We start from the raw sequence: 20122 nt of genomic DNA, 5'->3' as shown, positions 1-20122 counted from the left end.
CAAGCGCGCTCCTACAAGTCCAATCTTTGCTGCGCGACAACGCTGTGTCAGGGACACAGGGGGGCCTACAGGTTTTGTACATGTCAGCAGGTCAGAAAATACCTAAGACCCACTCTTGAGCAATCCCATCTCACCCGCCATCATCACATCCGCCGCATGGATGCTCGCTTCGCGATGCTTGAGCATGCCGCCGTTGCGCTGGTTGAGCACCGCATTGATCTCCGCCAGGATCGACAGCGCAACACTTGCCGGTGTATCGCCGCCCAGGTCCAGACCTACGGGGTAATGCAGCGTTGCGAAGGCTGGCAGTTGACGCATCTCGCTGCTCATTTCGTCCAGCAGTCGCTCGGTCCTGCTGCGCGGCCCAAGCTGGCCGATGTAACGCGGATTCAGCGTCAGTACCTGACTGAGCCAGTGACGATCCTGAGTGTAGCTGTGGGTCATGACTACCACCGCAGCGTCATCGACCAGCGCCTGCATGCCGGCGAAAGGCTGCAAGGGCAGGGCGCTGACTTGATCGGCCTCGGGGAAACGCTCCGGGCGGGCGAAATGCGTGCGCGCGTCGATCACTGTGGTGTGCCAGCCTTGCAAGTGCGCCATGTTGACCAGTGGTACGGCATCATGCCCCGCACCAAAGATCACCAGTCGACGCGGTGCCGGAATGAATTCAAGCAGCACCTGAATTGATCCTGCGTGACCGTCGTAGTTGCGAATGGCTGACTTTTCGGCGGTGAGTACGGTTTGCAGGTCGGCGGCGATGGTCTGGCTGAGTGCACGGTCTTGCATTTCCTGCTCAAGCTTGCCGTCTGCCCACAGCGCAACCCGTTCACCTACTGCTGCAAGGTGCTCATTCCCGGAACTGATCACCGTCGCCAGCGCAGCGGGGCGCGAGGTGGCTTGCACCTGTTTCAATACGCTGATTGCCAGTGATGGATTCTGCGCACTGACTCGCTCGAACAGAATATGCACGGTGCCGTTACAGCCCAGTCCGAAGCTCAGTTCAGCGTCTTCAAGGTCATCATCGTCCTCACCCGTGCTGTATGTGCGCAGTACCGGTTTGCCTGCGGCGGTCAACCACCAGGCTTTTTTGCTCACATCGCTTTCCAGGCAGCCGCCGCTGACCGTGCCAGTGGCGCTACCGAGTTGCGGAATCACCATCCGCGCGCCGGGACGCCGATAGGCCGAACCCTCGACCTTGACCACCGTCGCCATGACCGCGTCCTGCCCGTCGGTATGAGCAAGGGACAAAGCCTCGAGCAGGCGGGATAAATCATTCATTACAAAACCTCGGGAATCTGTGTGCACAGCATAGAGTGTTCGGATGCAGGGTTGCTGAAAACGTTCAGTTCACAGACGCATACCATTGGGTTATCCGCTGGCGAGACCAGAGAGGAACGCTACTCTGCAAGCAAGGACACACTGATGACGTGGGACCGGCTTCAGCCGGGAAGACTGCATGGCAGACGACAGAGATGCAGCGATTGTACCGGCCCTTTCCCGGCTAAAGCCGGTCCCACGACCCCGCAGGGGCGCGACATACATAAAAATCAACGCTATCTGTGAAAGGGTCATGCACCATGAAAACCCCCGACTACGACCACCCCATCACTATCACCCCCTGCAAAGGTCCGGTCAGCGTGATGTTCGAAGAAACGCTGCTCGCCCGCAGTGATCACGCGCTGTTGCTTGAAGAGGCCAAATACCCGCCGGTTATCTACATACCCCGTTCGGATATACGGATTGAACATTACGTTAGAACCGAACATCAAACCCACTGCCCGTACAAAGGCGACGCCAATTATTTCAGCCTGGATATCCATGGGCTACGCATCCCGAACGCGGTCTGGACTTATGAACAGCCTTACCGTGCCGTGGCGCAGCTCAGGAATCACGTAGCGTTTTACCCGGAGCGGGTGACGTTCGTGACGGAGATGCCACATGACTGAAGCGGTGTTTGTGCACCGGTTGCCTGATAAATGAAATGCTCGACGCCGCATTGCCTGAACAAACAGGTCGCGGCAACGCCGGAGATTCACACTGATGATCAGCCCCTCACGCGAGCCTCGCCAGACTTCTGCTGCCAACGAATTGCTCAAGCGCTACCAGAACGTGCGCAGCCGAACCCAAAGCCTGGCCGCGCCGTTGAGCGCCGAAGACATGGTGGTCCAGTCCATGCCCGATGCCAGCCCGGCAAAATGGCACATGGCACACACCACCTGGTTCTTCGAAACGTTCCTGCTCAGCGAAAACGTACCGGGCTACGAGCCTTTCGACCCGGTGTTCGGTTACCTCTTCAACTCTTATTACGAAGCCGTCGGCCCGCGCCATCCACGTCCGCAGCGTGGCTTGATGACTCGCCCGGGAGTTGATCAGGTCATGGCTTATCGCGAACATGTCGACCAGCACATGGGCCTCCTGCTGCAAAGTACGCTACCCCAAGACTTGAGCAGCCTGATCGAACTGGGCCTTGCCCACGAGGAGCAGCATCAGGAATTGCTGCTGATGGATATCCTGCATCTGTTCAGTACGTCGTCCCTCAAACCGGCTTATGACCCTGCCTGGCCCAAAGATACGGCTGGTCGACGGGGCCGCTACAAACCGCTCAAGGGCGGCCTGACCGAGATAGGCCATCAAGGCACCGATTTCGCTTTCGACAACGAAGGCCCGCGGCACACCACGTATTTACAGTCTTTCGAGATCAGTGATCGGCTGGTGACCAATGGCGAGTGGCTGAAATTCATCGATGCAGGTGGCTACAGCCAGGCCGGACTTTGGCTTTCCGAGGGCTGGAGCATCGTTCAGGAAAACGCCTGGAACGCGCCAATGTACTGGCAGCACGATGAAACCCACGGCTGGCGCTGCATGACGTTGCGGGGCCTTCAGCCAATTGATCCGGACGCACCTGTTACCCACATCAGCTACTACGAAGCAGCGGCCTATGCGCATTGGGCTGATGCACGATTGCCTACTGAAGCTGAATGGGAGGCGGCCGTGGTTGCCGGTTTGCTGGAACAGGTGGATGACGTGGCCTGGCAGTGGACCCAAAGCTCATACAGCGCCTATCCGGGATTTCGTCCGGCAGCCAGTGCGGTAGGGGAATACAACGGCAAGTTCATGATTAACCAGATGGTATTACGTGGTGGAGCGAGCGTCACGTCGCCTAGCCATTCCCGCGCGACCTATCGCAACTTCTTCCACCCGGAAAAGCGATGGGTGGTTTCCGGCCTGCGCTTGGCCCGGGACAGCCGCCAGCCAGGAGTGGTTAACCTTCACGACAGCGAGTTCGCCCGCGATGTGATTGGTGGGCTGTCCTCCCCGGTGAAAAATCTCTCGCCGAAATACTTCTACGACGCAGCGGGCTCACAGCTATTCGAAGCCATCTGCAAGACGCCTGAATACTACCCGACTCGCGCCGAAACCCGGCTGTTGACCGATGTTGCCGCGCAAATGGCCGGGCTGGTTCCGCAGGGTGCTGCTTTGGTGGAGTTTGGCAGTGGTGCCAGCGACAAAACCTGTCTGTTGCTGGATGCCGCTCCGCAGATTGCGGTGTACGTGCCGATTGATATCAGCGCCAATGCCCTGAATCGGGCGGCTCATCAGCTCAGCAATAAATACCCGCATCTGACGGTGGCGCCGCAGGTCGACGATTTTACCCGTGCCCTGAAATTGCCAAGGGCGGCTGACGGTTTGCCTCGGGTCGGTTTCTTTCCCGGCTCCACCATTGGCAACTTTACTCCCGAGCAGGCGGTGAAGTTCCTGCGTTCTGCCCATAGCCTGCTGGGTGAAAACGCGCACTTCATCGTCGGTGTGGATCTGGTCAAAGAACCGGACACCCTGGTTGCGGCTTACGACGATGCCCAGGGTGTCACCGCACGCTTCAACAAGAATCTGCTGACCCGTATCAACCGTGAACTGGACGGCACCTTCAACGTTGATGACTTTGAGCATCTGGCGCTATGGAACGATCAGGACCAGCGCATGGAAATGCATCTGGTCAGCCGTGTGGAGCAAGTGGCTTCGGTGGCGGGGCACACGTTCCACTTCGGCGTGGGTGAGCGGCTGCACACGGAGAACTCCCACAAGTTCACCGTAGAGTCGTTCACCGCGCTGGCCGCCGCTGCGGGTTGGTCAGTGAGTCAGCATTGGGTCAGCGATGAACCTGAAGTGGCGTTGTTCACGCTGCACGCTTAAGTCTGTCTGGAGGAAGGAAAGCCAGCGCGATGCGCGCTGGCGCTGACGATCAGGGCGCCGATCAGCAGCAGGCAAACCAGCCAGTTGAAGGACTGCACACCGAAGCTTTGCAGCAGTAAACCTCCGGCCAGTCCGCCACCGGCGATGCCCAGATTCCATACAGTGACGATCATCGATTGGCTGACATCGGCGGCGGCACCGCCAGTGATCGCCGACGCGGTCTGAAACAGGGTTGCCGCACCTCCGAATGCCAGCCCCCATAGGGCCACATACAGATAAATCAATTGATTGTTTTCACCGTTGACCGCCCAAGCCAAGGCGGTGAACAGGAACAGTACGATGCTGATCAGTACCAGTTCACGCAGCCAGCGATCAATCAGCACCCCCACCAGCCAGATCCCTCCCAGCGCCGCGACACCAAAAGCCAGCAACACCCGGTCGATCTGTTCGGATAAACCGGCGGGTTCCAGCAGCGGCGCGATATAGGTGTAGAGGATGTTATGGGGCAGAACGAAGGTCAGGGTGGTGAACAACACTGAACGAAGACCGGGAAGCACGAACACCTGACGGATCGACAGGCGTTGCTGTTGGGTCTGGCCAGGAAAGTCCGCCAGGCTCAGACGTGCCCAGATCACCAGGATCAGACTCAGCACGCTCATGATCCCGAACGCCCAGCGCCAACCGATGACTGAACCCAGCAGCGTCCCGGCCGGAATGCCGATGGACAGCGCCAACGGCGTTCCCACCATGGCCACCGCAATAGCGCGCCCACGTAAATGTTCAGGCACCAGACGGCTGGCGTAACCGGCCAGCAGCGACCAGAGCAAGCCTGCGAAAACGCCGGCGAAGAATCGCGAAACCAGCGTTACGCCATAGTCATTGGAGAGCGCGGTGATGCTGTTGACCACGGCAAAACCAGCGATGGCAATCAACAGCAATGGCCTGCGCCGCCAATTACGGGTCAGGGCCGTCAGCGGAATGGCCGCCAGCAGCGAGCCCACGGCATAGACCGTAATCAGTTGCCCCACCAGAGTGGGCGATACCTTTAAGTCAGTGCTCATCAAGGGCAGTAATCCTGCAGGCAACGCCTCGGTAAGAATGGTCAGAAAACCGGCCATGGCCAATGCCAGCAACGCCGCCCACGGCAGCCGCTCTGCGGTTGATCTATCAATAAGGTCCAGCGTGTTGTCAGTCATAACCATGAGCCCGGTTGAAAAGAGGGCCAGATTAATGGGCTGTGGTTAGCGGAAAAACAGGCTAAGGTTCCGCTTATAGCGGACAGATGTGTCCGTAATCAAATTATGAAATTGAAATGCATTTCCATGTGGGAGCGGTGCTTGGTCTGGGCGGCATTCCGACGATAAGGCAGACACGGTTCACGCCAGATCGCGTCCAGCCTTATCGTCGGAATGCCGCCCAGACCAAGCACCGCTCCCACAAGGAAATCGCATTTCAACTCAGACAAATATTTTATAAGGAGCACACGACTGGACAGTCTCAGTGGCATCGCAATCTTTGTGCAGGTCGCACAGACGCGCAGCTTCACCGCCGCGGCCCGCACGCTGGAGGTTTCTTCCTCTGCGGTCGGCAAGAGCATTGCGCGGTTGGAACAGCGCCTTGGGGTTCGCCTGTTTCATCGCAGCACACGCAGCATCACCCTGACTGCCGAAGGCTCACTGTTTCTTGAGCGGTGTCGGCGAATACTGGGAGAGGTCGAAGCCGCGGAGCTGGAGCTTTCGCATTTCACCGCTGAGCCCAGAGGCAAACTGCATATCAGCGTGCCGTTGCAGGATGGTTTGATGATGCCGGCATTGACCGCATTCATGCGTCGCTATCCGGACATTGAGCTGGACATCGACCTGTCGGATCGCATGGTAGACATCATCGAGGAGGGCTTTGATGCGGTGATTCGCACCGGCACGCTGCAGGACTCACGACTGGCGTCGCGGCATCTGGGGGACTTTCGCCTGATGCTGGTTGCGTCCCCGGATTACTTGCAACGCTATGGCGTGCCTTCCACGCCCGGCGATCTGGCAGGGCATGTCGGCCTGCTGCACAAGTTTCCCGCCACCGGCAAAATCGAGCCCTGGCCATTGCGCAGTGTTGACGGTCTGCCTGTCCCAAGCGTGAAAAAAGCAGCGACCTGCACCACCACCCATTCCCTTTATCACCTGTGCAGGCAGGGAATGGGCATCGCCTACCTAGCGGATTTCGTCGTCAATGACGCGTTGCAGCGCGGCGAGCTGCAGGTCGTGCTGGAAGATTTCACCCTCAGCCACGGCACTCTCTGGATGCTATGGCCCGTGAGCCAGCATGCATCTCCGAAGTTGCGTGCCTTGATCGATTTTCTCAAAGAGCACTTATTACCCGCAGGCGGCGATCAGAAGATCTGAGTAAACACCCAGTACAGCGACCCCGATAGCAAAATCGCAGCAGGCAGGGTCAACACCCAGGCCAAGGCCAGATTACGCAAGGTCCGCAATTGCAGGCCCGAGCCGTTGGCGACCATGGAGCCCGCGACACCGGACGACAACACGTGAGTGGTCGACACCGGCAGGCCGTACATGTCGGCGGCACCGATGGTCAGCATTGCGACCACTTCTGCCGAGGCGCCCTGGGCGTACGTCATATGGGTCTTGCCAATCTTCTCGCCGACGGTGACCACGATGCGCCGCCAGCCCACCAGTGTGCCAAGGCCCAGGGCGATGGCTACCGCGATTTTCACCCAGGTCGGAATGAAACGGGTTGCGCTGTCGATCTGGTCTTTGAACAGCTTGAGCTTGTCCTGTGTATCCGCGTCGAAATTGCCGACCTTGTTTTTCTCCATCACGCGGATGGTTTCCGACGTCAGGTACATATCGTTACGCACGTTAGCCACCGCTTCGGCGGGAACCTTCGACAGTGAGCCGTAGCCTTTGACCTGAATACCGATCTTGCCCGCCATCACCGCCAGGGCCGGAATCAGTTCGGGAGTTTCCTGTTTGCTGACCAGATATTGCGACAGCGTCTGCCGTGGATCAGCGGGTGCGGGCAGTGGTGCGGCGCGAGTGAGTGCCTGCTGGGTGACTTCGGCAACGGCAGCAAACTGAAGCGACTGATCGGCAGGCATGGTGCGGTTCAGGGCGTAGGCCATTGGCAATGTGCCGACCAGGATCAGCATGATCAGGCCCATGCCTTTCTGTCCGTCATTGGAACCGTGGGCGAACGACACGCCGGTGCACGTGACGATCAGCATGCCGCGAATCCACCACGGCGGTGGAGTATTGCCTTCAGGCGCTTTATAGAGCGCGCGGTTCTTGATGAACATGCGCATCGCCAGCAATAACAGCGCAGCAAACCCGAACCCTACCAAAGGTGAAAGCAGCAGCGAATAACCGATCTTGGTCGCCTGAGACCAGTCAACGCCGCTGGTGCCATCGCGACCATGCATCAAGGCATTGGCGACGCCCACGCCGATGATCGAGCCGATCAAGGTGTGCGAAGAGGAGGCGGGCAGTCCCAGCCACCACGTACCCAGGTTCCAGATGATCGCAGCGATCAACAGTGCAAAGATCATCGCAAAACCAGCGCCGGAGCCCACCTGCAAAATCAGCTCGACCGGCAGCAAGGCAATAATCGCGAACGCCACCGCCCCGCTGGAGAACAGCACGCCGAGAAAGTTGAACAACCCGGACCACGCCACGGCAAAGCCCGGTGGCAGCGAGTGGGTGTAGATCACCGTGGCAACCGCGTTGGCGGTGTCATGGAAGCCGTTGACGAACTCGAAACCCAAGGCAATCAGCAAGGCCACGCCCAGCAACAGAAAGGGCGTCCAGGTGGTCACCACGGTGCCCAGATCATCCACGTCTTGCTTCAGGCTGTAGGCCGTGAACAACAAACCGGTGGCAAGAATGGCGAAGAAAACCACCATCGTCAGCGTGCTGGGCTTGCGGTGGAGCTGAGGTTTTGAGTCTCGGGCCTGTTCAAAGGAGTCCGGGGCTAACGTGCTGGTTGCCATGGTGCTTGATCCTGTTGACGAATGGATTTGCCCATGTTCATTACAAAATGTTACCGAGTTGCTACACAGGTCAATGATCCCGGTAATAGTCGGCGTTTTCGGATGATCGGCATGCACCAACAGCTTTCTTGATTTGGAATGCAGTCCCCTGTGGGAGCCGGGCTTGCCCGCGATAAGTGATAACGCGGTGTGTCTTCAAACCGCGTCTCATGTATCGCGGGCAAGCCCAGCTCCCACAGGGCCGCATTCCAATTAAAAAATGCATACGCCTTCCAAGCCTCAGGCCGGTTTTTGCTCATCGCAGTGAACCCTTTCCCGGTTCCACTGCCTCACACCTCATCATTTAACTGACTTGCAGGCTTTCCCCATGCGCACTCTCGAATTAGCGGGCAAACAGGTTCCGGTTATTGGCCAGGGCACCTGGCACATGGGCGAGCGTCAGGACATGCGCTCTGCCGAAATCCGCGCACTGTGTCAGGGCATCGAACTGGGCCTTAACCTGATCGACACCGCTGAAATGTATGCCGACGGCATCGCCGAACAAATCGTTGGTGAGGCCATTGCCGGTCAGCGCGACCGCGTGTTCGTGGTCAGCAAGGTTTACCCACACAACGCCAGCCGCTCAGGCATTCCCGCTGCCTGCGAGCGCAGTCTCAAGCGGATGAAAACCGATTACATCGATCTGTACCTGCTGCACTGGCCGGGCTCCTACCCGTTGGAAGAAACCGTTGAAGCCTTCGAACGTCTGCGTGAAGAGGGCAAGATCGGCCGCTGGGGCGTGTCGAACTTCGACGTGCCTGACCTGCTGGAACTGAACAATTCGGCCTGCGCCACCAACCAGATTCTGTACAACCCGGAAGACCGTGCCATCGAGTTCGACCTGCTGCCCTGGGCACAAGCCAACAACTTGCCGACCATGGCGTACTGCCCGATTGGTCAGGGGCAGGCCGGCAACCTGCTGCACCACCCGGCGCTGCACGAAATCGCTGCACGGCACAACGCGACGCCGGCGCAGATCAGCCTCGCGTGGGTATTGCGTCAGAGCAACATGATCGCCATTCCCAAAGCGGTCACACCGAAACACATCGAGCTCAATGCTGCTGCGGCTGAGCTGGTGCTTACGCCGCAAGACCTCGCTGACATCGACAGAGCCTGGCCGGTGCCAAGCCGCAAAATGCCGTTGGCGATGGTTTGACGTCGTGGGACCGGCTTCAGCCGGGAAGAGTTCGGTACAGGCGATGCATTTGTATCGTTAGAAATATCGCCTTCCCGGCTAAAGCCGGTCCCACGGAAATGAATCGATAATGCAACAAAACTGCAACAACAGCTTGCGATGATGCGCACTTCGTCCTTTTGCCACGGACCCGGCGCATCACGGCCAGCGAGCATTCATGAACCAAAGCATCGTGCAGAACCACCAGGATTCAGATCTGTTCGGCCTGCTTTATGGCTTCAGTTTCAAACCCGGTGAAAGCGGCCGGGAAATTGGGTCCGCCGCTGCACTGCAGTGTCTGCACTCCAGCGACAGCAGTGATGAATTTATCTGGCTGCACCTGAATCTGGCCCATGCGGCGTGTGAGCGCTGGATGAAAACCAACCTGCGCCTGCCAGAGGAATTCTTCGAAGCCTTGCATGAAGGCTCACGCTCGACCCGTATCGAACATGTGGACTCTGCTCTGCTGGCGGTGGTCAACGACGTGGTCTTCGACTTCAACATGTTGTCGACTGACATTTCGACTTTGTGGGTCTGCACTCATCACAACCTCCTGATCACGGCCCGGCTGCATCCCTTGCGTTCGGTGGACAAGCTGCGTTCTTCAGTCAAACGCGGCGAGCGGTTTCGTTCGCCGCTGGAATTGCTGGTGCATCTGTTGCGCGATCAGGGCGAAGTGCTGACTCAGTTTCTGCGCAAGACCAGCCTGAGTGTCGACAGGATCGAAGACCAATTGCTGTCGCAACGCTTGAGCAATAACCGCTCGGAGTTGGGGGCCATGCGGCGGGTGTTGGTGCGCCTGCAACGTCTCCTGGCGCTGGAGCCGGGTTCGCTGATGCGCTTGCTGCATCGCCCGCCTGACTGGTTGCTGGAAGCGGACGTCAAGGAATTGCGGCAATCGACGGAGGAGTCGGCGTTGGTGATCAGCGATCTGGTGGCGTTGGGTGAGCGCATCAAGTTGCTGCAGGAAGAAATCGCCGCGAACCTCAATGAGCAGAGCAGCCGTACGCTGTTTACGCTGACGGTGGTGACTGTGCTTGCGCTGCCTATCAACATCGTTGCGGGTTTCTTCGGGATGAATGTCGGCGGTATTCCGCTGGCGAGCGATCCGGAGGGGTTCTGGGTGTTGGTGGCGTTGGTGGCGACGTTTACGGTGATAGCGGGGCGGTGGGCGTTTCGCAAGAATCGGGATCAGGGGTAGTTTTTTGCGCTTTCGCGCGTTAGGTGGTTTGAGTACATATCCGTTATTGGGGTAATGGCGGATATTGGTTGCGCTTTTACAGCGCCTCACTTTTGAAAGGAGCCCAAAAGTAAGCAAAAGGCTCTTGCCCCACCACTCGGTCCCTCGCCTAGGCTCGGGATGCCCGCCCGCAGATCCTGAACCGTGGGCCGCCGCAACGGGCCATCCATGGCCCAATGCGGCTAACCCGGCATCCTTGCCGGGTTGCCCACGCTTCAGAATCTGCGTTCGGCCAGCGTGGTTTGACGGGGCGCCCAAAATCAAAAGCGCGGCGGCCTGCCAGCCGACCTAATTTGTGAATTTACCGGTTTTCTGTAGGAGCTGCCGAAGGCTGCGAAGCGGTGTGTCAAAGAACAAATGCGTTGGCTGTGGGTACGTCTCGCGAACAATTTCGCTGCTACAGTCCGAGGTGAAACCGCTGCTTTTGATCTGCTTTTGATCTTAAGCGCCCCGTTAAACCACGCCGGCCGGAATTCGATATTGCTGCGTGGGGCAAACCGGCAGGGATGCCGGTTTAGCCGCCTCAGGCCATGGATGGCCGATGGCGGCGGCCCCACGCAGCAATGTCGGATTACGGGTATGCCGAGCGACAGCGAGGCACCCAGTGGTGGGGCAAGAGCCTTTTGGTTACTTTTGGGCTCCTTTCAAAAGTGACGCGCTGTAAAAGCGCAACCAATATCAGCCACACCGCAAAAACGGATATGCACACAAGCCGCTACACGTACGCGAAAGACTCAGGGCTTAGGCGCCGAGCCGCTACTCTCCCAACCCCCACCCAACGCCAGAAACAGATCAATCTGCCCCATTGCCACCTGCGTATTGGCCGTCGCCAACTGCGCCCGCACATCCGTATAAGTCCGGGTCGCCTGCAAATCAGCCAGAAACGAAGCCCGTCCGGCCTGGAAGAAACGATGCGTCTGGTCCGCCGCCTGCTCCGCCGATTGCGCCGCATCGGTCAGCGCATCACGGCGTTGCAACAGCGCCGTATATTGCGCCAGACCCGTCTGGGTTTCCCTTATGGCATTGAGCACCACACCATCAAATCGCGCCAATGCCGCCTGGCTCGACGCCTCGGCCTCATGAATCCGGGCGCGAGCGCCGTTCGACGGTACCGTCCAATTAATCAACGGGCCGAAGCCCCAACGGTTGGCGACCGGCTTGCCCAGGTTTTCCAGCAGACCCACGGTACCGACGGTCGCACCGATGCTGATGTCCGGGTACAACTCACCCGTCGCCACACCGATTTCAGCGGTCGATGCTGCCAGACGCCGTTCTGCCTGACGTACATCCGGGCGACGCTTGAGCAGCGCGGCACCATCACCCACCGGCATCACCTGAGCGATATGCGGCAATTCATTACACGTGCTCACGCCCGCCGGTAACTGATCCAGCGGCTTGGCCAGCAGCATCGACAAACGATACAGACCGGTCTGACGCAAGGCTTCGTAACGCGGCAATTCCGCGCTCAAGGATTTGAACTGGGTTTCCGAGCGCGTTACTTGAGTTTCATCACCACGCCCGGCGTCACGCAGACGCTGGGTCAGGCTGACGCTCTGCTTTTGCAGGCTCAGCGACTCCATGGCGATGTCGTGCTCTTCGTTGGCGGCGCAGACCTGGGTGTAGGCGCGAACCACGTCGGCAACCAAGGTGATGCGTGCGGTGTCGGCGGCGGCTTGCGCAGCATCAACGTTGGCGTTGGCGGCTTCAATGCCTCGTTGCAGGGTGCCGAACAAATCGAACTGATATGACGTAGTAATGCCCACATCGCCGACGTTACCCACCGGGACTTTCTCGGACAGCAAAAACGCTTCGCCGGACTCTTGAAGGCGCTGCGCACCGGCTTTGGCGCTGGTGGTAAAACCGCCTGCCGCTTCGGCCTCGGAGCTCTGGTAGCGGGCGCGTTGCAGGTTGGCGGCGGCGATGCGCAGGTCGGTATTGGAGGCCATGGCCTGCTGCACCAGTTGATCCAAACGTGGGTCCTGATACAGACGCCACCAGTCAGCAGGGACCGGTGCGGAAACGGTATTGATCGACTCTCCGGCCAACTCGCCTTGCAGGTCCGGACGGTTGATCGCGGCGTCCTTGGGCAGTTGGTAGTCGGGTCCCACCATCTGACACGCCGACAGCAGCAAGCCAAGCCCGACCGTTGCCGTCAGGCGCGTGAGGTGTGTCATTGGCCGGTCTCCTCTGTGTGAATTGCCTGGCTGTCTTCGATGATCGACACCGTGGCGGTGCGCCCGGCGATCATGCGGAAGTTGTCCGGCACTTCGTCGAAGGCGATGCGCACCGGAATGCGCTGGGCCAGACGTACCCAACTGAACGCCGGATTGACGTTGGGCAGCAGGTTGGAGCCGCTGGTACGGTCGCGGTCTTCGATACCGGCGACGATGCTCACCACATGGCCACGCAGGCGGGCGTTGTCGCCGATCACGCGGATGTCCACGCTTTGGCCGATATGTATGCCGTCGAGCTTGGTTTCTTCGAAGTAGCCGTCGATGTGGAATGAAGCGCCATCGACCACCGACAACACGGGGCGACCTGCGGTGACGAACTCGTGGGCACGAGGTGCGCGGTCGTTGAGGTAGCCGTCTACCGGGCTGCGGATCACCGAGCGATCGAGGTTCAGTTGCGCGGCATCCACCGCCACTTGGGATTCCTGCAAGGCGGAGAGGGCGCGGGCTTCCCGGGACTGGCTTTCCTCCAGTTGCTCGCGGGCCACCAGATTGCCGAGGCCACGGTTACGCTTGTTCTCGCGGCGGGCCTGTTCCCAGGTTTCCTGACGCTCGGCTACCGTGGCCTTGGCCTGGCGCAACGCCAGGCGGAAGCGGTCCTGGTCAATGGTGAACAGCACCTGGCCTTTGCTGACCAGTTGGTTGTCACCGACTTCGACTTTTTCGATCAGCCCGGAGACGTCCGGCGCGATCTGTACGATGTCGGCGCGGATGTGCCCGTCGCGGGTCCAGGGGGCGTACATGTAATACATGACCATGCGCCACACGACGATGGCAGCGAAGGTCACGACCAGCAGAGTCAGGACCACGCGGCCCAAAGTAAGCAGAGGTTTTTTCATTTCATCAGGTATCGACTGAGAGTATCCACGGCGCCGAGCAACAAAGCGTATAGACCTACGTTGAACAATGCCCGGTGCCAGACCAGACGGTAGAAATGGGTGCGCGATAACACCGCGTGGACCCCGAGAAACAGTAAATAGGTGATGCCCATCAGCGCGAGAAATGTGGGTACGAAGACCCCGCTGATGTCCAGATCGCCAATCATAGGGACGCTCCGTCGAGGCCATGGGGCGGTAATTCTTCGGTTTCGGCCGCGGCATTGACCACTTCCACGCCGGGCAACAGCGCCAGACGCAGACCGCTCAAGGCATGCAGCAGATGCAGGCGGGCCGGTTCTTCGCCCAGCATTTCAACGGTCAGGGCGCGGCGTGCGCGGTCCATGGTCATCAACATGCCTTTGGGCGCTGGCAGGCGTTCACCGGCTTTCAGGCAGGCCTGGAAGTGGCTGCCGACTTCTTCGACGACCTGGCGCAGCAACAGCTGTTGCCCCGCGTGCGCCCTTGGTAACCAGGCCAGCATGTCCAGTAGATTCAGCGCCACGCGCAGGTCGCGCAGGGCAATGCCGGTGTCTTGCGCGGTGATGGTCAGACGCGGCAGTTGTTGCATCAATCGGTCGAGCATCTGTGCGCCCATGGCCCGATGTTCAGCCAGTGTCGCGGGTTCGGTCAGGGCAACAATGTCGCGCCAGCTGAAGCGGGTCAGGCGTTTGGCTGCCAGTTCGACGCCAAACGGACGCATGACCAGTGTCCAGATGAACGCGAACAGCAAGCCCACCGGACCGGCCAGGTTGGAGTTGATGAAGTTCAAAAAGTCTGCGTCGTAGGCGCTCTGAATGCTGACAAAGGACGAGGTGTTGACGATGGTCAGCAAGGTGCCCAGATAGAAGCGCGGCTGCACGGTCAGGGTACCGACGCAGATAAACGGCACCGCGAAGGCCAGCACCAGCATCGGGAAGTCATGCAGGTTGGGCAGCACCACGAACAGGTACAGGCTGGCGAAAACGACTGACAGCATGGTCCAGAAGAAGAACCGGTAAATCTGCGGGGCCGGATCGTCCATGGCCGCAAAGAAGCTGCACGACACGGCCGCCAGCGCTACGGCAGCGGCACCGTCGGTCCAGCCCAGCAGAATCCACAGCACCGAAGCAACGATGATCGCCAGCACCGAAGTCATCACCGAATAAAGCATCAGCCCGCGGTCCAGAAACGGCGTGATGCGCGCCAGCCGCCAATGCCGGTAAACGGCGCGCCATGGTGTCTGGTCGTCGGTCTTGATGGCGTGCTGCAAGGTTCGGCAGTCCTGCCACAGATCGATGAGTTCACCCAAGCGGTAAAGCGCGTTGGACAGCAACAACTGACGGCGATCATCAAGCTGCGCCGCGCTGGGTTGCAGGCGATCCAGCTCGCCATGCAACGTCTCCCATTGTTTTGTCTGCAGGCCACTGGCGGTGTTTTCCAGCCAGGCGCGCGTCTCGATCAACAGCGGCGCGAGATTTGCGACCAGTTCCGGCGTGCGTCGCTCCAATGCCCATAAAGCATCGTCCAGGGCGTCGATCACCGGCAGCAGGTGGATCATGCGGCCCCGCAGCTCTTTGGCGTTGCGCACCGTTTGTTTGCGGGCGCCTTCATGAGGTAACTGGCCGATCATCAGTTCGAGGGTATTGAAGGTGCCGACCATCGAGCTGCGCAGGGTGCCGACTTCTTCAGCGTTGGCGCTGCGTGACAGAAAGCGGTCGCAGTAGGCCGAGGCATCGCTAAACCATTTATCTGCCGAGCCTTGCATGACCGGCGCCAGGCGGCGCGGCCAGAAAATGCTGCCGACCACGGCGGCGCAGACGATGCCGAGAAAGATCTCTTCGGTCCGCGATACGGCGATTTCAAACACTGCCTGCGGGTTATCCACCACCGGGAAGGAGATCAGCGGCATGGTGTAACCGGCCAGCATCAGCGCATAGCTGTTGGCGGTGCGCAGATGCAGCGACAGAAACAGCAGCGTGCCGGTCCAGAGGGCAATCACGATGGCGAGCAGAAATGGCGTCTGCACGAACATCGGCACAATGAACACCGACGCCGCTGCGCCGGTCAGCGTACCGATTGCCCGGTACAGCGCCTTGGAGCTGGTCGGACCCACGAACGGGCTGGAGACGATGTACACCGTCGCCATCGCCCAGTAGGGCCTCGGCATTTCCATGAGTAGCGCGATATACAGCGCCAGCATTGACGCGCCGAAGGTCCGGACGCCATAGAACCAGTCGCGTGCGGGTGGCACGCCTGCGAAGAAATCTTTCAAAGCGACCCCGCGCTGTCTTGATTGGCCGCATCACTGAACGCCTTGAACACTCGCAAAGTCGCTTCGAGGTCTTCCTTGGCCACGCCTTTAAGTACCTCGCGGCGCAAGCGCAGCAACTCGTCTTCGATGGCCAGCGCGACCACCCGGCCATTTTCGGTAAGGCTCAGGGATTTCGCCCGACGATCCGACGGGTCTTCAGTGCGGCAAACGATATCGGCATTGCACAGTTGGTCAAGCAGACGGACCAGCGTCGGGCTTTCCATGCCTGCTGCGTGGGCCACCGTGACCTGATTCACGCCATCGCCCAAGCGAAGAATCATCAACAGCGGCGCAGCACAGGCTTCGGAAACGCCATAGCGCACCAGTGTGTTGTGGCAGATGCGGCGCCATTGTCGGGACGAAGCGACCATGCCGCTGCTGATGCTCATCTGCAGTGAATCGAGGGACATAAAAGAACCGGGAAATTAGTTAGCGAGGATATTGTTCGTGACAACATAATTAGCTTGCTAACTATAATCCTGTAACAAAGTCTTACAGTCAAGTCCGAATCGCCAATCGGCTTGATGAGCGGATGCACTAACACTCGTGAAAAAATCACGTCGGCCGACAGGGTTTAATCAAAAAAGTGCCGTTCGATTTGATTATTTTCATACCGTTGGTCGGCATTTATTTATGTTTTTTTAACCGTAAAGCAGCCATTACAGAACGCACGTCCAAAAAACTGACGTGGTTCTCATTTCGCAGTTTCCATATTTGATGATGCTTGCAGGGCAGGGGAGGACATGAGCCCTGATTCGAGCGTTGATATCGAAATAGTGGCCTTTAATGCGGAGCGCTGTTTTATTGACGCCAATTCAGTGTCGCGTGTTGCTCACAAAAAAATCGATTCAGCCGATACGCCAGACGAAGCCATCCGGTAGCTCAAGCGCCCGGTTTAGAGACCTTTGTCGGTGCGCTGGCCGCACCTTGTGAGCATGCGATGATCGACCTCGCCACCTGGAACCTTTCCATTCCTGTAGGCACTCCATCCGTGATTATTGATACCCCTAAACTGGTTCAGGGGTATCAGGATGGTTATTTTCGTTCTGGCAATACATTGTTCTTCTGGGCTCCGGTAACCGGGTCCAAGACGGAGAACGCTAAATTCCCGCGGACGGAACTGCGAGAGACGACAGCGGACGGCAAGGTCTACAACTGGACTTACTCCCAGGCAGACAATTTCCTGCGCGCTGCACTCACGGTCAATCAAGTGCCTTCAACCGGCAAAATTGTCATCGGTCAGATTCACGCTTTCCAGAGCACCGAGCCGTTGCTCAAGGTCGAGTATCAATTCAAGGAAAAACTGCAGACCGGCAATATCGTCGCTAAATTCCGCCGTAGCCCGGACGCTGAAATCGAAGTCATCAACATTGCTTCCGGCGTGCCGCTGAACGTGAGGTTCAGCTACAGCATCCACCTGACGCCTGCAGGCAATCTGACAGTGAATGCGGCTGACTTTGCTTGGGGTGCCAAGCTGGATGCTACGTGGAAAGACAAGTTGCTGTACTTCAAGGCGGGTGTTTATACCCAGGACAACACCGGGTATGCCACCGAAGGCGGGGCTGCAACGTTTTACAAGCTGATCATCAATCACGACAAGAAGGCGTGAAGGCAGGCTTGGTGGATATCCCACAGGGGATGCATAACCCCTGTGGGATATCCGCAAGTTGACGTGGGACCGGCTTTAGCCGGGAAGGCGTTATTCCTCACACTGCATATCTGTCGACTGCACTGGCCTCTTCCCGGCTAAAGCCGGTCCCACGCCGCTCCTACAGGATGGATTAGATCAATTCCCCACCCGATCTCACAGATCGGGTTAAATCAATTCAATCCCAACTTCCCACGCAGGGTCGACAGGTCTTCAGCCAGGGTGTTAACCGGGCCGACCAGCGCTTTGCGGTCGTTTTCTTTCACTTTGTCGTAAGTCTCGAAACCGCCATCTTTGGTCTTGTACTTGGCCAGGATCTTGTCCACGGTGGCGAAATTCTTGTCGACCTTGGCAGCGAACACCTTGTCGGACTTCTCGATTTGCGGGCGGAACAGGTCGACGATTTTCTTCGCGCCGTCGATGTTGCCCTGGAAGTCATACAGGTCAGTGTGGCTGTAACGGTCTTCCTCACCGGAGATCTTCGTTGCAGCAACTTCTTCCAAAAGCGCAGCTGCACCGCCTACAACCTTTTCAGGTGGGAAGGTGAGACCGGCAACGCGGCTTTCCAGGTCTTTCACGTCAGCCATCAACTTGTCAGCAATCGGGCCCTGATCCTTAGTGCTGTTCTGCGAGAACAGCGCGTATTCCAGGCGGTGGAAGCCGGTGAAGTCTTCGGCGTTCACGCCAGCCTCGTGGTCATCAACACGGGAGTCGATGGAGGCGTCCAGGTCGCTGAACAGCTCAGCCATTGGCTCGATTTCTTCATAGAACACGCGGGTCGGCGCGTACAGTTTTTTAGCGGTGGCCAGGTCGCCTTTCTTCACTGCGTCAGTGAACTTCTGGGTGTGGCTGACCAGCTCGCCGATCTGTTCGGTGACGTAGATTTTGTAGTCCGAAACCGGCCCTACCAGGTCCAGCGGCGCAGTGGCGGCGAAGACCGGGGTCTGCAGCAGACCGGCGGTGAGCAGCAAAGCAAAAGGCAACTTCTTCATGGGACTCTTCCTGTTGAGGTGGCTTTAAGGGGTAGTCATTACGCAGTTTTGGTGTCGGATTTGGCCGAAGCCTGAAGCAGTGAGCGACCAATGAAGTCCTGGTCGTTGATCACGCCGGGCAGGGTGAAGAAGTACCCACCGCCCACCGGCTTTAGGTATTCCTCCAGTGGTTCGCCATTGAGGCGGGTCTGCACGGTGATGAAGCCTTTTTCGAGGTCGGACTGGTAGCAGATGAACAGCAGGCCCATGTCGAGCTGGCCATTCTTGTTGACGCCGTTGGAGTAGTTGAACGGGCGACGCAGGATCAGGTTGCGCTGGCTTTCAGCCGTGCGCGGGTTGGCCAGACGGATATGGGAATCCAGTCTGGTTTTCTTGCCGTGAGGGTCGGCGGCGTAGTCCGGCACATCGGTTTCTACCTTGCCATCCATGGGCGCGCCGGTGGTTTTGACCCGGCCGAAAATCGCTTCCTGTTCCTGCAATGGCGTGCGGTCCCAGCGCTCAACAAAGTTGCGGATGATCCGCACCGCCTGATAGCTGCCATTGACGGCCCAGTCCGGTTCGTCGCTGCCCGGTTGCACCCAGACCAGCTCGTTCATGGTCTTCTGGTTATTGGAGTCCGGGTTGGCCGAGCCGTCGCGGAAACCGAGGAAGTTACGGGCGCTTTCCGGTGGCTGGCCGGGTTTCTTCGGCGCTTGCGGCGGCACCGTGCCTTCCTGCTTCCAGCGCACCAGTAGCAGGTCCGGCAGGTTTTTCACGATGTCGCGCAGGGCGTGGATGTTGCTGTCGGCGCTGTTGGCGCAGAACTGAATGCTCAAGTCGCCATGGCAGCTGTCCGCTTCCAGCGCATCGTTGGGGAAGCCGACCATGCGGCTTAGACGCTTGGGCTTGACGCTTTCGAGGCCGAAGCGCTCGTCGAACAGCGAGTCGCCCACCGAAACGGTGATGGTCAGGTTATCCGGCGTGACGACCGGGCCGAGGATGCCGGAGTCCACAGGTGGAAACTTCGGATCAATCTGCGGCACTGTTCCGCCGGTCATCAGGAACGTGATGCGCTCGTTCAGCGTTCGAAACAGACGCTCCAGGTCTTCCCGGTCGGCGGCCAATACATCGAACGCCACCAGCATGCCAGACGCCGGACGCGGGTTGACGATCCCGGTCTGGTGGATGCCGTAGAATTCGTTGTGGTCAGCGGTCTTTTCGCTATTCGGCGCTTCAGTCACCTGTGCCGGAGCGGCTGCCAATACGTTGCCGCTCAGGCTGCTGCCAGCCAAAGCCGCACCCGCAGCACCGAGGCCTAGCAGCACTCGACGGCGTTGTACGGATTGTGGGGCGTTGCTGTTGTCTGAGTCGTTCATGGCTAGTGGTCTTTCTCGAAATCAGTTGTTTGGTGGTTACCTGTGGGAGCGGTGCTTGCCCGCGATAAGGGCGACGCGATCTAAAGT

Annotated in this window: 16 protein-coding genes; 6 read left to right on the top strand and 10 right to left on the bottom strand. The window is 58.8% G+C overall.

The annotated features are described in order from the left end of the window. Positions 1 to 102: 102 nt before the first annotated feature. Positions 103 to 1278 carry an XdhC family protein gene (locus CKW31_RS20840; RefSeq protein WP_095099450.1) on the bottom strand — a complete coding sequence of 392 codons (1176 nt, stop codon included), beginning with the start codon at positions 1276 to 1278 and terminating at the stop codon, positions 103 to 105. A gap of 299 nt (positions 1279 to 1577) precedes the next feature. On the opposite strand from CKW31_RS20840, the gene CKW31_RS20835 reads away from it, so the two are divergent. Both CKW31_RS20835 and egtB read left to right on the top strand, forming a co-directional pair. Next, positions 1578 to 1946: a DUF427 domain-containing protein gene (locus CKW31_RS20835; protein ID WP_095099447.1), complete on the top strand. Its 369-nt coding sequence runs from the start codon at positions 1578 to 1580 to the stop codon at positions 1944 to 1946. A gap of 94 nt (positions 1947 to 2040) precedes the next feature. Further along, on the top strand, positions 2041 to 4191 hold the full coding sequence (gene egtB, locus CKW31_RS20830) for an ergothioneine biosynthesis protein EgtB (RefSeq protein ID WP_095099444.1): 2151 nt from the start codon (positions 2041 to 2043) through the stop codon (positions 4189 to 4191). Here the strand turns inward: egtB and CKW31_RS20825 are convergent. Continuing rightward, entirely contained in the window at positions 4188 to 5393 is a 1206-nt protein-coding gene (locus tag CKW31_RS20825; RefSeq protein WP_371856795.1) for an MFS transporter, read from the bottom strand. The two genes, egtB and CKW31_RS20825, sit on opposite strands and share 4 nt — an antisense overlap. A gap of 285 nt (positions 5394 to 5678) precedes the next feature. On the opposite strand from CKW31_RS20825, the gene CKW31_RS20820 reads away from it, so the two are divergent. Further along, positions 5679 to 6584 (top strand): LysR family transcriptional regulator, encoded by a 906-nt coding sequence (locus CKW31_RS20820; protein ID WP_095099759.1) that lies wholly within the window; start codon positions 5679 to 5681, stop codon positions 6582 to 6584. Here the strand turns inward: CKW31_RS20820 and CKW31_RS20815 are convergent. Continuing rightward, positions 6572 to 8188, bottom strand: a complete 1617-nt coding sequence (locus CKW31_RS20815) for an inorganic phosphate transporter (RefSeq protein WP_095099438.1) — start codon at positions 8186 to 8188, stop codon at positions 6572 to 6574. The genes CKW31_RS20820 and CKW31_RS20815 overlap by 13 nt on opposite strands. A 367-nt stretch (positions 8189 to 8555) precedes the next feature. Here CKW31_RS20815 and CKW31_RS20810 point away from each other — a divergent pair, with 367 nt between their 5' ends. Continuing rightward, positions 8556 to 9383: an aldo/keto reductase gene (locus CKW31_RS20810; RefSeq protein ID WP_095099435.1), complete on the top strand. Its 828-nt coding sequence runs from the start codon at positions 8556 to 8558 to the stop codon at positions 9381 to 9383. Positions 9384 to 9579: 196 nt separating this feature from the next. Next, entirely contained in the window at positions 9580 to 10602 is a 1023-nt protein-coding gene (locus CKW31_RS20805; RefSeq protein ID WP_095099432.1) for a transporter, read from the top strand. Positions 10603 to 11375: 773 nt separating this feature from the next. On the opposite strand, the gene CKW31_RS20795 is transcribed toward CKW31_RS20805, so the two are convergent. From CKW31_RS20795 to CKW31_RS20775, 5 genes are read right to left on the bottom strand one after another with little or no spacing between them, the layout of a single operon-like run. Beyond that, a complete protein-coding gene (locus CKW31_RS20795) occupies positions 11376 to 12815 on the bottom strand; it encodes an efflux transporter outer membrane subunit (RefSeq protein ID WP_095099426.1) in 1440 nt (479 codons plus the stop codon). Further along, a complete protein-coding gene (locus tag CKW31_RS20790; protein WP_095099423.1) occupies positions 12812 to 13711 on the bottom strand; it encodes an HlyD family secretion protein in 900 nt (299 codons plus the stop codon). Before CKW31_RS20790 ends, CKW31_RS20795 begins: the two co-directional genes overlap by 4 nt. Next, a complete protein-coding gene (locus CKW31_RS20785) occupies positions 13708 to 13917 on the bottom strand; it encodes a DUF1656 domain-containing protein (RefSeq protein ID WP_027902485.1) in 210 nt (69 codons plus the stop codon). Before CKW31_RS20785 ends, CKW31_RS20790 begins: the two co-directional genes overlap by 4 nt. After that, positions 13914 to 16001, bottom strand: a complete 2088-nt coding sequence (locus tag CKW31_RS20780; protein WP_176469935.1) for an FUSC family protein — start codon at positions 15999 to 16001, stop codon at positions 13914 to 13916. Before CKW31_RS20780 ends, CKW31_RS20785 begins: the two co-directional genes overlap by 4 nt. Beyond that, positions 15998 to 16450 carry a MarR family winged helix-turn-helix transcriptional regulator gene (locus CKW31_RS20775; RefSeq protein WP_087273662.1) on the bottom strand — a complete coding sequence of 151 codons (453 nt, stop codon included), beginning with the start codon at positions 16448 to 16450 and terminating at the stop codon, positions 15998 to 16000. The genes CKW31_RS20780 and CKW31_RS20775 overlap by 4 nt, the downstream gene beginning before the upstream one ends. Before the next feature lie 530 nt (positions 16451 to 16980). Here CKW31_RS20775 and CKW31_RS20770 point away from each other — a divergent pair. After that, the gene (locus CKW31_RS20770; protein WP_095099420.1) at positions 16981 to 17649 is read left to right on the top strand and encodes a polysaccharide lyase family 7 protein; all 669 of its coding nucleotides are present in this window, start codon (positions 16981 to 16983) and stop codon (positions 17647 to 17649) included. Positions 17650 to 17861: 212 nt separating this feature from the next. Here the strand turns inward: CKW31_RS20770 and efeO are convergent, their stop codons facing one another. Together efeO and efeB are read right to left on the bottom strand one after the other, a co-directional pair. Continuing rightward, positions 17862 to 18680 carry an iron uptake system protein EfeO gene (gene efeO, locus CKW31_RS20765; protein WP_087273658.1) on the bottom strand — a complete coding sequence of 273 codons (819 nt, stop codon included), beginning with the start codon at positions 18678 to 18680 and terminating at the stop codon, positions 17862 to 17864. A gap of 38 nt (positions 18681 to 18718) precedes the next feature. After that, complete coding sequence (efeB, locus tag CKW31_RS20760; protein WP_095099417.1) at positions 18719 to 20035, bottom strand: iron uptake transporter deferrochelatase/peroxidase subunit; 1317 nt, start codon at positions 20033 to 20035, stop codon at positions 18719 to 18721. Between the last annotated feature and the right edge of the window lie 87 nt (positions 20036 to 20122).

Source organism: Pseudomonas sp. Irchel 3A5 (assembly GCF_900187575.1).
GTDB classification, from domain to species: domain Bacteria; phylum Pseudomonadota; class Gammaproteobacteria; order Pseudomonadales; family Pseudomonadaceae; genus Aquipseudomonas; species Aquipseudomonas folii.
Note: the sequence above shows the minus strand (reverse complement) of the source record. Positions and strands in the feature narration are given on the sequence as shown.

Excerpts from the sequence above, each read along its gene's own strand:
- CKW31_RS20840 (WP_095099450.1), bottom strand. The coding sequence starts at position 1,278 with ATGAATGATTTATCCCGCCTGCTCGAGGCTTTGTCCCTTGCTCATACC.
- CKW31_RS20835 (WP_095099447.1), top strand. The coding sequence starts at position 1,578 with ATGAAAACCCCCGACTACGACCACCCCATCACTATCACCCCCTGCAAA.
- egtB (WP_095099444.1), top strand. The coding sequence starts at position 2,041 with ATGATCAGCCCCTCACGCGAGCCTCGCCAGACTTCTGCTGCCAACGAA.
- CKW31_RS20825 (WP_371856795.1), bottom strand. The coding sequence starts at position 5,393 with ATGGTTATGACTGACAACACGCTGGACCTTATTGATAGATCAACCGCA.
- CKW31_RS20815 (WP_095099438.1), bottom strand. The coding sequence starts at position 8,188 with ATGGCAACCAGCACGTTAGCCCCGGACTCCTTTGAACAGGCCCGAGAC.
- CKW31_RS20810 (WP_095099435.1), top strand. The coding sequence starts at position 8,556 with ATGCGCACTCTCGAATTAGCGGGCAAACAGGTTCCGGTTATTGGCCAG.
- CKW31_RS20805 (WP_095099432.1), top strand. The coding sequence starts at position 9,580 with ATGAACCAAAGCATCGTGCAGAACCACCAGGATTCAGATCTGTTCGGC.
- CKW31_RS20795 (WP_095099426.1), bottom strand. The coding sequence starts at position 12,815 with ATGACACACCTCACGCGCCTGACGGCAACGGTCGGGCTTGGCTTGCTG.
- CKW31_RS20790 (WP_095099423.1), bottom strand. The coding sequence starts at position 13,711 with ATGAAAAAACCTCTGCTTACTTTGGGCCGCGTGGTCCTGACTCTGCTG.
- CKW31_RS20785 (WP_027902485.1), bottom strand. The coding sequence starts at position 13,917 with ATGATTGGCGATCTGGACATCAGCGGGGTCTTCGTACCCACATTTCTC.
- CKW31_RS20775 (WP_087273662.1), bottom strand. The coding sequence starts at position 16,450 with ATGTCCCTCGATTCACTGCAGATGAGCATCAGCAGCGGCATGGTCGCT.
- CKW31_RS20770 (WP_095099420.1), top strand. The coding sequence starts at position 16,981 with ATGATCGACCTCGCCACCTGGAACCTTTCCATTCCTGTAGGCACTCCA.
- efeO (WP_087273658.1), bottom strand. The coding sequence starts at position 18,680 with ATGAAGAAGTTGCCTTTTGCTTTGCTGCTCACCGCCGGTCTGCTGCAG.
- efeB (WP_095099417.1), bottom strand. The coding sequence starts at position 20,035 with ATGAACGACTCAGACAACAGCAACGCCCCACAATCCGTACAACGCCGT.